This window comes from Catalinimonas locisalis (assembly GCF_038039535.1).
Lineage (GTDB): Bacteria > Bacteroidota > Bacteroidia > Cytophagales > Cyclobacteriaceae > Catalinimonas.
This window is the reverse complement of record NZ_JBBPHP010000030.1, coordinates 33678-48677: the sequence shown is the minus strand read 5'-3', so window position 1 is coordinate 48677 and position 15000 is coordinate 33678. Positions and strand designations below refer to the sequence as shown.

The window sequence follows — 15000 nt, the reverse complement described above, 5'->3', positions numbered from 1 at the left end:
AATCAACCATGGCTGAGTTCTGCTTTAGCCGCTTTTTTTCTTTGGTACCTTCTGATGATAGGATAAGCAATCACTGAAGCCAGAATGATAGCTGTCCCTGCGTAGAAACCAGGCGTCATTTGTTCTTTTTCTCCTAAAAAAATTAACGCCAGCAATATTCCGTAAACGGGTTCCATATTAGTGGTAAGATTAACAGCATATGCAGAAATATTTTTCATAAGTTCTACTGATGCAGAATATGCATAAACGGTGCATACCAGTGCAAGAATCGTCAGATACACCCAATCCATGGATGTTGGCTGCCAGTAAATGATTCCTCCTTCACTTATATAGGCTGCGTAAATCGGTATAAATAGGAGAGTAAACAAAAAAGCACCTCCCATTTCGTAAAAAGTGATAGTGTAATGATAATACACTTTGGTAAACTTACTGTTGATCACTGTAAAGAGAGAAGCGAGGAAAGCAGATGCTACTGCCATGATCAGCCCCAGAGCATGATCAAACTCAAAACTGAAGATGAGATAAAGCCCGACTATGGCCAATATGCCAAGACCCACTTCGTATAATTTAATTTTCTTCCTGTAAAAAAAGGGTTCAATGAAACTTGTCCACAAAGAACTTGTTGCCATCCCTGCCAGACATACGGATGCTGTAGAGACTCTGGCTGCTCCAAAAAAAAGTATCCAATGCGCCCCAATCAAAAAGCCGGTAAATAAAATCTGGAAAAAAGCTCTACCTCCTATTCGCCATGGCTTTTTCCAAATCAATAGCAAGGCACCTAATGATATAGTAGCAATAAGGGTGCGGTAAAGTACTATCTCCACTGCAGGGATAGAGATAAACAAGCCCAGGATAGCGGTAAAACCCCATACTAATACTACAAAATGTAGATGGAGATAATGTCTGGCTTGCCCTGCCATTAGCGAGGTACAAATTTATAAAGTATCAGGCCTACCCCCGTAAAAATTATGTTAGGAATCCACACAGCTATGATTGGATTCATAGAGTTCGCTTCAGCGATACTTCGTGAAAAAATAAAGAAAATGATAAATAGGAATGCAATGGCAAAACCAGCGGCAATTTGAACACCTGACCCACCTCTGGATTTCTTGGCAGACATGATAACCCCAATAAACGTGAGAATGATAGCGGTAAATGGTGACATATAGCGGATATATTTTTCTACCCGGTATAAAGGAATATCATTCGCTCCTCTTTCCTTTAGCAGTTCTATGTGCCGATCAAGCTCAGGTAATGTTAAGGTCTCGTACATACCATACGTACTCCCAAAATCCTTAGGATGAATATTAAGCGTAGTATCCATCTCATCTCCGGTGTTGATGGATTCATCCATTCCGTCAAATGTATGCTTCTTCCATTGCCTTAACCTCCACTTAGCGGTTGCGGAGTCCCACTCTATGCGTCGGGCAGTAATTTTTTCCAACATCTGGTTCCCTTCTATCTTCTCTAAAGTAAAGCGGTAGCCAACATCAGCATTATTATTATAACTCTCCATATAGGCATAAGCCTCCGGAGATATTTTCATATGAATATTGCGTTCATTGTAATCAAATGGGCTTTTTACATATTTCAGCTCAAAGGCAATTCTGTCTTTATTTGCATTAGGTATTACCCAGCCATTAAGCCAGAAACTTATAGCTGCAATGAAGAGCGCACCTATCATATAAGGAACCAACATGCGACGGAAACTTACCCCGCTACTTAAAATCGCAATGACTTCTGTGTTTCCTGCAAGCTTGGAAGTAACGAAGACCACAGCAATAAATACAGTAATAGGTGTAATCAGGCTGGCTACGTAGGGTATAAAATCTACGTAGTAAGCCAAAATTTGTATCCCATTTAACTGATGCTCCATAAAGTCGTCATTCTTCTCAGTATAATCAATTACACTTACCACTGCCACCAGAAGCAGCACTACAAAGAAGAATGTCCCCAGGAACTTCTTGATAATATATATGTCTAGTATCTTCATGTACTTATAAGCACGTTAAAGTCTAGTCATTAGTTTGTTTACCATACTATTTTTCCAAGTAGCAAAATCGCCTGCCAGTATGTGCTCTCTTGCCTGTTTCACCAACCAGAGATAAAAGGTAAGATTATGAATGCTGGCAATCTGAGCCCCCAAAATCTCTTTGGAATGAATAAGATGTCTTAAATATGCCTTAGAATACTGTGTACTTACGTAACCACCTAAAGCTTCATCTATAGGAGAAATCTCATCTTTCCATTTTTCGTTCCTGATATTAATAATTCCCTGAGTAGTAAACAACATACCATTTCGTGCATTACGGGTAGGCATAACGCAGTCAAACATATCCACACCCAGTGCTATAGACTCCAGAATATTGGCTGGTGTTCCTACTCCCATAAGATAACGTGGCTTATCCTGAGGTAGAATATCACAAACCAATTCTGTCATCTCGTACATCATTTCAGCGGGTTCACCTACTGCCAAACCTCCGATTGCATTACCGTCCCTTTCACATTGCGCAATAAATTCTGCTGACTCGGTACGAAGATCTTTATAAACACTCCCCTGAACAATTGGAAAAAGCGTTTGAGCATATCCATATTTTGGCTCAGTAGAATCAAACCTTTCACAACAGCGCTTAAGCCAACGGTGTGTCATGGCTAAGGAAGATTTTGCATAATCATAATCGCAGGGATAAGGAGTACATTCGTCAAAAGCCATAATGATGTCAGCACCAATGCTACGCTGTATATCCATGGCACGTTCAGGTGTAAAAACGTGTCTTGATCCGTCAATATGTGACTGAAAAGTGACGCCTTTTTCCTCAATCTTACGGTTTTCTGCTAGAGAATATACCTGATACCCACCACTATCAGTTAAGATTGGACCATCCCATCCATTAAAATTATGCAAACCTCCTACCTTTTCCAGTAAAGGAAGACCAGGCCTCAGGTATAAGTGATAAGTATTTCCAAGAATGATTTCAGCCTTAATGTCTTCCTTTAGTTCTCTCTGATGTACCGCTTTGACAGTTCCAGCAGTTCCTACAGGCATAAAAATAGGTGTCTGGATTAATCCATGATCAGTGTAAAACTCACCAGCCCGGGCTTTGGACTTCTGATCAGTAGCTTGCAATTCAAATTTCATATGTTCTTACTAAGCTGTATGTTTTAGCTGAGCCACATTTTCCTCAGCTTTGTTGATTCTCTGTTTATACCAAATATTAAGAATTACTCCACCTACCACGAGAAGCATTCCAATATAAGTGTACAGGTTAAAAGTTTCGCCAAAGAAAATATAGCCAAAGAATAAAGCATAAATAATATTTAAATACTTGAGGCTGGCTACCTTATTGATTTCCTCTTCCTGAAATGATTTGGTAAGAAAATACTGGGCAAATTGTGTGAGTAGGCCAATTCCTAAAAGTATAAGCCACTGAATGCCCTGGGGCATCACCCAATGCCAGGCCGAATAAGCGCCTGTAATTGGCACCGTTACCAAAGGAAAATACATTACAATGACGAGCGGATGTTCACTCTTCTTAAGCTTACGAATGATCGTATATGCCATTCCGGCACCTAAGGCAGCCAATATTCCCATCAGGAGATGCATAGGTTCAACCCTGGCATCAAATCCGTTTACGATGAGTATACCGCAGAAAGATAGCACAAAGAATACTCCCTGCAAGATCTTAAACCTTTCACCTAACAGGAGTAAACCTAAAATTGCAGTAACTATGGGCGCCAGAAACTGAAGCGTTACTGCAGTGGCAAGAGGTATCTGTTGGATGATCATAAAATACAATATCAACCCTACTGCGCCAGATGCTCCTCTAGCAATCAAGAGTAGTTTGTTATTTCCCCAAATATGAATCCCTTGGGCTTTGAGGATAGTAAAACTCAATAAAAGTGAAATGACAGACCGAAAAAAAACTACTTCTACTGCTGGTATGTGTGTTACCCATTTAACCAACACATTCATACAAGCGAATAGGAAAGTAGCAAGTAACATATACTTAACCCCTTTGCTTAATTGCATTTTATTAATAATTGCTGCTCAATGCTCACCCGAGCTATAATAAAAAAAGACACTATGAATTTAGCGTCTTTAGAAAACCGTATAAGAACATGAAACTGTTTACTTAAATTCAAATACGTAAGAATTGAAGATTTAGCTGATATGGATAGTCTTTTGTTGCAGGGGTTGTTTAAATAACTGCCCTTTATCATCCTGAACTGCTTCAATTGGTACTTGAAAATAAAACCTACTCCAGGCACCAAGTTCACTTTCAACATAAATTTGCCCTTCATGAGCATCTACTACTTCTTTTGAAATAGCAAGCCCAAGCCCTAAACCATGCTTATTCTTCTTTCCGTTGGTGTTGAGTTGTACAAACTTATTAAAAACTCTTTTAAGATTATCTTTTGAAATTCCCGGGCCGAAGTCTTTTACTGAAAATTCCACCATTTTATTCACTTTTCTGGCCTCAAGAATTATTTTACCTCCTTCAGAAGAATACCGAAGTGCATTGGTCATCAGGTTAATGAGCACCCAGGAAATTTTTTCAGGATCTATGAAAATATCGGGCAGATTCTCATCTATTTTCTTAACAATGAGTACATCTTTCTGCTTGAATTTCACTTCAACTGGTGCTATGGCATATTCCATTAATATGGAAGGTTTGATTAATTCTTTTTCTAAGGAAATTCTACCATTTTCTACTTTTGAAAGGTCCAGAAGCTCAGTAACCATATTGACCAGCCGCTGGACTTCTCTTTTCATGGAATTTACCGTTTTACTTTGCTCTTCATTGAGAGAACCAAAACGAGTATTGCTAAGGAGCATCAAGCTCATATTTAGTGCTGAAAGTGGAGTCTTAAGCTCGTGTGAGACTACAGCGATAAAGTTGGATTTGGCTTCATCTGATTCTTTAAAAGAAGTAATATCTTTTAGCGTAATGATATGTCCCAGAAACTTCCTTGCTGAGCTGTCTTTGCTATATACTTTAAATATTTCTTTGGTAAAGAAAGCATTCTTTCCGTCTTCTCTATGAATCTTTATGAAGCTGTGTGTTTCCTGTATGGATGCAGGCTTATAATCTTTTTTGCTTAAGGAAGCTTCCAGTTCATGCAGCACTTCATTCTCTTCGGCTAACTCCCAAAGCTTTTTACCAATCAGTTCACTTTCTTCAATATCTATAAGACTGGCTGTGGTCTCATTAACCAGTATGATTTCTTCCTGCTCATCAAGAATTATCAAGCCGTCATTCATACTTCGGATGATTGATTCCATCCTACTTTTCTGAGCCTGAACCTCTTCAATATTGAGCTTTTCAAATTCCTGTAATCTTAAAGACATATCATTAAATGCCTGAGCAAGATCTCCTAACTCACTGCTGGAATCCACTTTGATCTCCTGCTGATATTCTCCCTGCGATATGCGCTTTATCTTTTCAGTGATCTTAGTAAGCGGTTTTACAATTTCATGGGGAACTTTGTAGACCGTCCAACCCACAATCATGAGCACCAATACCATAATCAGAAAAACATAGATTTTTGACCTGAAGTAAAGAGCCTGTGCATATTCATCTTTTGCACTTAAATCTTTATGATTTAGTGTGACTAATTCTACACAGTTTTGTCTGATTACCTCATTTAGCCTCTGTAGCACAGTAAAATAGAGGCCATCTCTATCAATGGTAGTTTTAAATTCGTTAATATGATGAATATAACTCGCATACTCATCCTCCATCTGACTTACCAACATTACCTCCTTTTGATTAGAAGCATTTTGTCGGCAAATAGCCAGATTGTTACTAAGGATTTGCTTTTCCTTATCCAAAATAGAGATCAGGGAGGAGTCATTATAATTTTGACCAAGACAAACCTTCGCCAAGATCTGATCCATTTTAGACAATGAGATGATTATCTGCTCAGACGATTTTACAGAGCGGTAATTATCTTCAAGAATTTTTGTAGAGGCGGTACCCAAATTCCCCAGATAATAGATGGTTACTACTGCTAGAATCAACGTCAAAAAGAGTACAAGCAGAAATCCTGAGAAAATTTGGGTTCTTATTTTCATCTTCTGATAAAACGAAGTCAGCGCAACGATTTTTTGCAAAGTGCTTTTTTCAGAAGATCTCACAATAATTAGACGAATTAATAAAATTGTAGAAAAAAGTATATATAGCCTAAAGCGAGCTTGTCATAATGAAAAAAAATCCTCATTATGAAATATCATTATCCTACATTGTACTCTTTGAGCTTCCGGTATAAGGTAGCTAAACCAATATCCAAACGCTTAGCTGCTTCTGATTTATTACCATTGACCATGGTAAGTACACGTAAAATATGTTCCTGCTCAACCGTCTTCAGATCAATGTTATCCTCGGAAGACTCCATAGTTGAATTAGAGTATACGTTTTCTTCCTGCATCACCTCATTTCTGGGGCTCTGAACCTCACGGTGAGAAGCTGCTAAGACCTCATTAGGCAATGTATCTACTGTAAGTTCACGTCCATCAGAAAGAATTACTGCCCTCTCAATGACATTTTTCAGTTCTCTGATATTCCCCGGCCAGTTGTATTTCCTAAGATAATACATAAATTCAGGCTCTATTCTCAGAATTTCCTTGCCCACCTGCTCAGCATATGATTTCAGAAAATGGAACGCAATCATTTCCAAATCGTCAGGACGTTGCCTCAGAGGTGGCAGCTCAATGGCAAAAGTACTGAGGCGATAATATAGATCTCTACGAAATTCGCTATTGTCTTCATCCAACAAATCTCTATTGGTGGCTGCTATTATCCTGATATCTACCGGAATGGGGCTGGTATCTCCTACCCTGTTGAATGTTCGGTTTTCCAAAGCTCTAAGCAGCTTAGCCTGTAGTTCCTGACTCATTTCGCCTAATTCATCCAGGAAAATGGTGCCGCGATCAGCTACTTCAAAGTAACCTTTCTTGTCCATAGTGGCACCGGTAAAAGCACCTTTTTTATGACCGAATAATTCTGATTCTTGTAAATCTTTAGGGATGGCCGCACAATTAATGGTCACAAACGGACCTTTACGCCTCCTGCTGGACAGATGTATGGCTTCGGCGAGCAACTCCTTTCCGGTACCGGTTTCACCCAACAGAAGCACAGTGGTATCTGTGACTGCTACTTTTTTTGCCAGCTCAATCATTTTTTTGAGCGGTCGCGATTTACCGATGATTTTTTTGAAGCTGGAGCGTGAGTCAGTTTTGAAATCCATTTCTTGTACCTGGCGGTGAAGCACTGATTTCTCTACTGCTTTTTTTGCAATAAGCGGTAACATATCGTCACCATCACCTTTGGTGAGATAATCAAAGGCTCCTAATTTCATGGCTTTAACGCCATCTTTAACATTACCGAAAGCAGTAAGCACAACCACTTCGGTTAATGGATATTCTTTTTTAATAAATTTTGTAAACTCAATACCATTGATATCTGGCAACATTACGTCAGTTACGACTAGTTGAATTGTTTCACTCATCAAAATATCTTTGGCTGAAGTAACATCACCAGCTTCATATATTTTAAAACCTTCAAGACTTAAAATTTTAGAAAGTAACCCCCTTAAATTCTCTTCATCTTCAACTACTAAAATTGACTTTCCTGCTGTATCCATAAGTCGTAAATTAAGTATTTTTCCGCCCCAAATTTACACCTTAATATATCTTTGAAAAATGATATACAATATAATTGCATATTTTTATTTATTTAGAGTGTAATGTGGTGATTTACATAGATTTTATTGGTTTTTAGCAAGTAATCAAGCTTTATTTGAATTATATTATTTATTAGAATAATATAATTAACCACTTATTTAGTTGTTGATCCCACTTGTTCAGACTTAGTGCTTTCTACTTTGAATCTCTCATTACTTATACTCAGACATGATTAGAGATGAAAGGTCGGCATTTAATACTTTTGAGATCACGCATTTATGAACACAGTTTTAGACAGCATGTGACTTTCTTGATCATTTTACACTTTTAATCAAGCCTGGAAACCACATCTAAATACTGTACAAAATACGAGGGAGGTCTCCTTCTTCAGTGAGACTTATTAGCGCAACTAACTAACAAGCATTAAGCAGTTGTTTTGATCATTCTGGATTGAAAAACTAAAGCCTATCAATTACTTGTAGAATAAAGCTTAATGAGAAAAGAGTATAAAAATTATACAGCTAAAAAAAGTAGAGAGATAAAACTTAACCAGTAAAAATTACGCCATCTTTTATTTCAAACTTCTCATCAGCCATATCAGCGAGTTCTTCATTATGGGTAACGATTACAAAAGTTTGCCCTATTTCGTCTCTTAAGCGAAAGAAAAGTTTGTGCAGATCGTCAGCAGTGTGCGAATCCAGATTTCCACTGGGCTCATCAGCAAATACTACTGCAGGATTATTCATCAATGCTCGTGCAACTGCTGTCCTCTGTTGCTCACCACCCGACATTTCATTGGGCTTATGCTCTAGCCTATCTTTAAGACCTAAAAGCTCTAAAAGTTCTTTTCCTCTATTTACAATCTCACGGTCACTTTTTTTACCAGCAAGATATCCAGGTATGCATACATTTTCCAGAGCAGTAAATTCAGGCATCAGATTATGAAACTGAAAAATAAAGCCAATATTCTGATTTCTATAGAGAGCAAGATCATTCCCTTTTAACTTTGATAACTCTATATCTCCTAACCAAACCTTACCTTCATCTGGTTTATCCAGGGTACCCAGAATGTGTAGCAATGTGCTTTTACCAGCACCAGATGCCCCAACAATGGATACTATTTTCCCCTGCTCAATGACTAAATCTATGGATTTTAAAACTCTGAGTTTGCCGTAAGTTTTTACAATGTGTTCTGCCTTAAGCATATTAAGTCAAGCTTTTACAATGAAATAGATTACAAAATGGGAAATTAAACTATTTATCAATACAATACCCAAAATTCGGTTTTTAGCTTAAAGAATTGCCACCACTCTATTTTATTTTGAGTATAAACCTAAAATTTGATAGATTCGTGAAAAATTTCTAAGCATGAATATACACGAATATCAAGCCAAAAACATACTTAAGCAGTATGGGGTGCAAGTGCAAGAAGGCATTGTAGTAGACAAGTTGGAGCAAACTAAAGATGCTGCAAAGCGATTGCAGGAAGAAACAGGCACTAATTTTTTTGTTGTAAAAGCACAAATTCACGCTGGCGGGCGTGGCAAGGGGGCCGTTAAAGAAACCGGTTCCAAGGGTGTGGTAGTGAGTAAGTTGGATGGTGTTGAAGAAAATGTGAAAAATATCCTTGGTGGTACCTTAGAAACTATTCAAACTGGCCCGGCTGGTAAAAAAGTTAACAAAGTATTGGTGGCCCAGGATGTTTACTATCCGTCTCCAGACGATCCTAATATTAAAGAATATTACCTCAGCATAACGCTTGACCGTGCAAAGGGCAGTAATGTTATAATTGCTTCTACCGAGGGTGGTGTTGAAATAGAAGAAGTTGCAGAGAAAAACCCTGATGCTATCATCAAAGAATGGATTGACCCTGCAATTGGTTTGCAGCCTTTCCAGGCTAGAAAAGTAGCCTTTGCACTTGGTTTGGAAGGTAAGGCTCTCAAAGAAATGGTGAAGTTTATCAATGCCCTCTATAAGGCTTATATGGGCATGGATGCTTCTATGTTTGAGATCAACCCGGTCTTGAAGACTTCTGATGACAAAATATTGGCAGTTGATGCCAAAGTAAATCTTGATGACAATGCGCTTTACCGTCATCCTGATCTTGCCGAACTTAGAGATATCTCAGAAGAAGATGAGCTAGAAGTAGAAGCCAGCAAATCCGGGCTAAACTATATTAAGCTTGATGGTAACGTTGGTTGTATGGTAAATGGTGCAGGACTGGCCATGGCTACTATGGATATTATTAAGCTCTCTGGTGGCGAGCCTGCTAACTTCCTGGATGTTGGAGGTGGAGCAAATGCCCAAACCGTTGAAGCTGGTTTCCGCATCATTCTGAAAGACCCCAATGTAAAAGCTATCCTAATCAATATATTCGGCGGCATTGTTCGCTGTGACCGGGTGGCCAATGGTGTGGTAGAAGCCTACAAAAATATTGGAAATATTGATGTGCCTATCATTGTGCGTCTGCAAGGTACCAATGCGGAAGAAGGAGCAAAAATTATTGAAGAATCTGGGTTGAAAGTAAAATCAGCTATCTTGCTCAAGGATGCAGCTGACAAAGTTAAAGAAGTACTTAGCTAGTCATCTTGGAATTCATTGATAATAAAAACCTCTGAATTTATAGTTCAGAGGTTTTTTTATTTACTTTTTTGGAGTTATTCGCTGAAATTTAGCTCTAAAGTTCGTTCAACACCATCAACATTTAGGCTTAAAGTACGATCACAAGTCCCATTCCCATAATCCACTTTTAAAGTTTTTTTCCCAGACCTAGTTATCATTTTTTGGCCACTACTTGCCATAAAAATACCTTCTAAAGCACAATTGGTTTTATAGATCATAGGAGAAGTTGTGGTAGCCACATAGCTCACTCCATTACGATTTATGCCCTGAGCACTACCAGTGAGACTAATTTCTCCCGCTTCACGATCTATCTGTTTGGTATAAGATGCACTTCTTGTGATTACACTACCATCAGGAAGGCTTATTTTACCATTTTCCAGCGTAATTGTTGCTGTGATTTTCTGGTCAGCGTTGGCAGTATATACGATTGTACGAGTCCCCTCAATTTTATATTCATTCACATAAAAATCTTCAAAGGTAGTTTTCAGCGTATAGCTAGCCGTTTGTACATCTATTGAACGAGTCACAACAATCTTCCCACTTCTGATTCTTCCATTTGAATCTTTACACCCCTCTCCAAAAGTGAGGGTTACAAGTTGAGATAAGTTTGAATTATCACGCGCTACTGTTCTGCTTAGACAAGCTAAAGATGATAGTAAACTGCTTTTAACCCTTCCATTCTCCGAGTAGGTAGCAGCTTCCATGCTAATTTCATCCATATCTTCAAACAAATCATCAGCCATTGCTTCATCATAGACTATTTGTTCTGACTGCATGTCATCATTTTCGGAAACCGGATCTTCTTCGCTACAAGAAAATATAGAAAACAACATTGCCATTGACATAATACTGATGCGGCCTGAAGTACTGAATACACTAAGATTAATTCTCATATACCTTGATATTAAAATGGATACTATCAATTAGAATATGCCTTAAGCAAAAATATTCTCATTGCATGTTTGAATAGTACCAAAAATAATACCGTATTTATGATTGAATTATTATCTAAATTTTCTGATACAAATATCAGGAAGCATAATTCAGGAAAGGCTGCCACTCTTTACGCATAGCTCCTGAATAGTCACGGAGAAACATCAGATAGGTAGGCTTATGAGGCTTCTTCAGCAATTTTAGTCCGGCAGCTTCAGGTGAACGATCCCCCTTATTTGTGTTGCATCTACGGCAGGCAGTTACCAGATTAATCCAACTTGTTTTTCCTCCCTTAGAACGGGGAACAACATGATCTAGCGTTAGATTTTTGGATGTTCCACAGTACTGACAACTGAAACGATCCCTTCTAAAAATATTCTGCCTGGTAAGCACTACTCCCCGATAAGGAATACGGACATATCTATACAAGCGTATAACAGCAGGCATAGGAAAGGAATTATCCACTGTATGTAATACACTGTTTTCTACCTCGGTTAAAAGTTCTGCTTTATTTAAGAAAACAAGAATAAAGGCTCTTTCCATTGAGCAAATGGCTAGTGGGCTATAATCCTGATTCAGGAGTAACACTGTACGATTCATTGAACTCAGTTTTGTTTAAATAGCTATATAAATTCTTGAGAATTATGGTTATGACCTTTATTCCTTCAGCAAATTTTTCTCTAAATCTTCATCCGGTCTAACTCACGTTTTACATCTTTTTTCTTAATATCATCTCTCTTATCGTAGAGTTTCTTACCCTTAGCCAATGCAATTTCCAGTTTTGCAAGCCCCCTGTCATTAATAAAAAGACGTGTAGGGACCAGAGTAAGCCCTTTTTCATTAGTCTTGGATTCTATTTTATCCAACTCCTTTTTTTTGAGGAGTAGCTTTCTTTCTCTATCTGATTCGTGGTTATAATGCGTACCTTGCTTATAAGGAGAAATATGCATCTGTTTTACGAAAAGCTCTCCTTTTCTCATGTAGCAATAGCCTTCCTGTAGATTTACCTTTCCTTCACGAATAGATTTTATTTCTGTACCAGTCAACTGTATTCCAGCTACATATTTATCTAGAAAATGATACTCGTACCGTGCTTTGCGATTATTGATATTTATCTTATTAGAAAATCGCTGTTTATCATTATTTGCCATACACTATCTTATCAATCTTTTAATATAATAATATCTTTACTAAAATAAATTTGAATTACATTAGATTCAAACAATCCTTCTAAGCTAAGACTTTATTCATAGATTCACATGTATTGATCATGATATGAGTTTCAGCTTACATAGAACGAGACCTCACACAAGTAGACAAAACCTCATGTGCTGAAATAATAACATATATTGTATAAAAAAATGTTATGGATTTTCGCAAAAAAGGCTGGTTGAAGCAATATCTCTACCTGAGAAATAATTACACGCTTAAAAAAGAATATGACAGGCTCATGGAACTGGAAAATACCCGTGAACCAGAAACTATTCTTTACGAACTCCTGCAGCCTACTGGTTTTCTTTACGGACATCCTGCCAATATACCCATCAACTATAAATCTTTTCTCAGGGCACTACGCACAGAAAAAATGCCCATGCAGGATAAGACCAAAATAATCTTAACAGAAAGTTTTCTTCATAGTGGACTCATTTCTCCACGTTATCATCAAATCAGTCAGCGTTTAGATGTTGCGGATGCCTTACTTGAATCAGCTATTTTTATTGGTAGATTTTACCAGTCTGTTTACCCAAATTTATTTAATACAAATACTTCAGGGTTCTTTCGTAGAGATAAAAAAGGATTAGAGTTATCTGAAAACCTTATTAGTATGCGGGTTGAAGATGAAACTGGCCAAAAAAATTTCTGGGGTCAGTTTTTCAAGAGTAGCCTGCTTTTTTTGGATGTACTCTATTTTGGTCAATGGCTACATGCTTATAAAACTGATGAAGCTGCCGAAAAGCTGATTCAAAATCATCAAAAAGATCGCTTACTTATTTTTAAAACCATACTAGCGGCTGCATATGCCAACAAAACATTAGAGGTAGAAGAGAAACAGCTTATTCAGAATTATCTTGAAATAGCCCAATTTGATGAAGAAACACACAAAAAGACATTAGAATTAATAGAGCAAGGTTTAAGCATTACAGCTATTGATTTTACTTCTGCCAAATCAGTAGTGCTGAAAAAGCATCTGCTAGAATTAGCAATACTAACTGTTTGTGCAGACAAAAATATCAATCAGGAAGAACAGGGCTTTCTTGAAGAGTTGCAGAAAAAGTTGAAACTGGACAATATGACTTTTCAAAGCAGTATGATCGCAGTGGAAAGCTTTATCGTAGAGTACTGGCAACAGATACAAATGCAGGAAGAAGAAATGATTAAAGAATTAGGCACACATCTTCTTAACAGAATTGCATTAATGCTCAAAGAACAAAAAGAAATTTTAAAAGAAGAGTTAAGTCATCAACCTCAACTGATAAAGCTCTTGATAAAAAACCAACAGGAAAAAATAAGCACTGAAGATCGGAATAAAATCAGAAAAGGTTTATTTGAGATCTTCAATAAGCTACCTTATTTTTCTGCAATAGCTTTGCCTAAAGCTTATCTAACTTTTCCTAACCTAATGCAGGTTTTACCTGAGAACATACTGCCAGAAACAAGTATCAATGATGCATAAAATGTAAACGGGCATCAGGATCAACTCTTAATGAAGCTTTATTTCCGGCAAGAAACTGATAATGTGCCGTGATAGCAATCATCGCTGCATTATCTGTGCAGTATTCCAGTTTGGGTAAGTAAACATTCCATCCTTTTTTCTGAGAAATATTATTAAGAGTATCCCTTAGCCCCCGATTGGCAGAGACCCCACCGGCAATCGCTATTTCTCTGATACCTGTTTGCTCTGCTGCATTTTCCAATTTTTCCAAAAGCATAGCAATCAAGGTAGACTGAATGCTGGCTGCGATGTCAGCTTTATGATTTTCAATAAAGTTACCTTCCTTTTTTTCGTTCTTTTTAAGGAAGTTAAGGAAAGCTGTTTTTATTCCGCTAAAGGAATACTGCAAGCCAGGCATATTGGTAAAAGGGAATTTAAAAGCATTAGGATTCCCATTTTGAGCCAGTTGGTCTATGTAAGGGCCTCCCGGATAAGGCAGCCCCATTAGCTTCGCACACTTATCAAAGGCCTCTCCTACAGCATCATCTTGCGTTTCTCCAAGAATTTTCATGTCCAGATAATTGTCCACTTGCACTATTTGGGTATGCCCACCGCTCACTGTCAGGCATAGGAAAGGAAATTTTGGCTTAGGATCGTCAATGAAATGTGCCAGAATGTGTGCCTGCATATGATCTACAGCCAAAAGCGGAATATCCAAGGCATAGGCCAAAGACTTAATAAATGAAGCACCAACCAGGAGGGATCCTAATAAGCCTGGTCCCTGGGTAAAAGCTACACCTTTAAGCATACTTTTTGTTATATTTGCGCTAGAAAGCGCTTGGTGAACTACAGGTACAATATGTTGTTGATGGGCTCTGGAGGCTAATTCAGGTACTACTCCACCATATTTTTCATGAACTGATTGAGAAGCTACAATGTTGCTTAATATCTTTCCGTTTTGTATGACAGCAGCTGAAGTATCATCACACGATGACTCAACTGCTAATATATTCACTGTATCAGGTTCTTTGAGGTCTTGTAGAGATTCATTCATAGTTACTGGAAAATTTGGGTAAAGAAACAATAAATAAGAGTACAACTCAACGAA

The 15000-nt window shown here is 37.9% G+C and carries 13 protein-coding genes; 2 read left to right on the top strand and 11 right to left on the bottom strand.

Annotated elements, in window-relative coordinates:
- Positions 1-2: 2 nt before the first annotated feature.
- The 7 genes from WJR50_RS24990 to WJR50_RS24960 all read right to left on the bottom strand — a co-directional run bounded on the left by WJR50_RS24990 (position 3) and on the right by WJR50_RS24960 (position 8889).
- On the bottom strand, positions 3-920 hold the full coding sequence (locus WJR50_RS24990; protein WP_341296033.1) for a DMT family transporter: 918 nt from the start codon (positions 918-920) through the stop codon (positions 3-5).
- Positions 920-1993 (bottom strand): LptF/LptG family permease, encoded by a 1074-nt coding sequence (locus tag WJR50_RS24985; RefSeq protein WP_341296032.1) that lies wholly within the window; start codon positions 1991-1993, stop codon positions 920-922. Before WJR50_RS24985 ends, WJR50_RS24990 begins: the two co-directional genes overlap by 1 nt.
- Positions 1994-2008: 15 nt before the next feature.
- Complete coding sequence (gene tgt / locus WJR50_RS24980; protein WP_341296031.1) at positions 2009-3139, bottom strand: tRNA guanosine(34) transglycosylase Tgt; 1131 nt, start codon at positions 3137-3139, stop codon at positions 2009-2011.
- Between the two features lie 9 nt (positions 3140-3148).
- Entirely contained in the window at positions 3149-4030 is an 882-nt protein-coding gene (locus tag WJR50_RS24975) for a DMT family transporter (protein WP_341296030.1), read from the bottom strand.
- Between the two features lie 132 nt (positions 4031-4162).
- Positions 4163-6076: a sensor histidine kinase gene (locus tag WJR50_RS24970; protein ID WP_341296029.1), complete on the bottom strand. Its 1914-nt coding sequence runs from the start codon at positions 6074-6076 to the stop codon at positions 4163-4165.
- 158 nt (positions 6077-6234) lie between these two features.
- Entirely contained in the window at positions 6235-7644 is a 1410-nt protein-coding gene (locus tag WJR50_RS24965; protein ID WP_341296028.1) for a sigma-54-dependent transcriptional regulator, read from the bottom strand.
- Between the two features lie 585 nt (positions 7645-8229).
- Complete coding sequence (locus tag WJR50_RS24960; protein ID WP_341296027.1) at positions 8230-8889, bottom strand: ABC transporter ATP-binding protein; 660 nt, start codon at positions 8887-8889, stop codon at positions 8230-8232.
- Positions 8890-9052: 163 nt separating this feature from the next.
- Between WJR50_RS24960 and sucC the strand changes: the two genes are divergently transcribed.
- Complete coding sequence (gene sucC / locus WJR50_RS24955) at positions 9053-10267, top strand: ADP-forming succinate--CoA ligase subunit beta (RefSeq protein WP_341296026.1); 1215 nt, start codon at positions 9053-9055, stop codon at positions 10265-10267.
- Between the two features lie 74 nt (positions 10268-10341).
- On the opposite strand, the gene WJR50_RS24950 is transcribed toward sucC, so the two are convergent.
- From WJR50_RS24950 to smpB, 3 genes are all read right to left on the bottom strand, one after another.
- The gene (locus WJR50_RS24950; RefSeq protein WP_341296025.1) at positions 10342-11199 is read right to left on the bottom strand and encodes a hypothetical protein; all 858 of its coding nucleotides are present in this window, start codon (positions 11197-11199) and stop codon (positions 10342-10344) included.
- A 136-nt stretch (positions 11200-11335) separates the two neighbouring features.
- Complete coding sequence (locus WJR50_RS24945) at positions 11336-11839, bottom strand: HNH endonuclease (RefSeq protein WP_341296024.1); 504 nt, start codon at positions 11837-11839, stop codon at positions 11336-11338.
- Between the two features lie 80 nt (positions 11840-11919).
- On the bottom strand, positions 11920-12390 hold the full coding sequence (smpB, locus tag WJR50_RS24940; RefSeq protein WP_341296023.1) for an SsrA-binding protein SmpB: 471 nt from the start codon (positions 12388-12390) through the stop codon (positions 11920-11922).
- 215 nt (positions 12391-12605) lie between these two features.
- On the opposite strand from smpB, the gene WJR50_RS24935 reads away from it, so the two are divergent.
- Complete coding sequence (locus WJR50_RS24935; RefSeq protein ID WP_341296022.1) at positions 12606-13913, top strand: DUF533 domain-containing protein; 1308 nt, start codon at positions 12606-12608, stop codon at positions 13911-13913.
- On the opposite strand, the gene tsaD is transcribed toward WJR50_RS24935, so the two are convergent.
- Entirely contained in the window at positions 13900-14946 is a 1047-nt protein-coding gene (gene tsaD, locus WJR50_RS24930; protein WP_341296021.1) for a tRNA (adenosine(37)-N6)-threonylcarbamoyltransferase complex transferase subunit TsaD, read from the bottom strand. The two genes, WJR50_RS24935 and tsaD, sit on opposite strands and share 14 nt — an antisense overlap.
- Between the last annotated feature and the right edge of the window lie 54 nt (positions 14947-15000).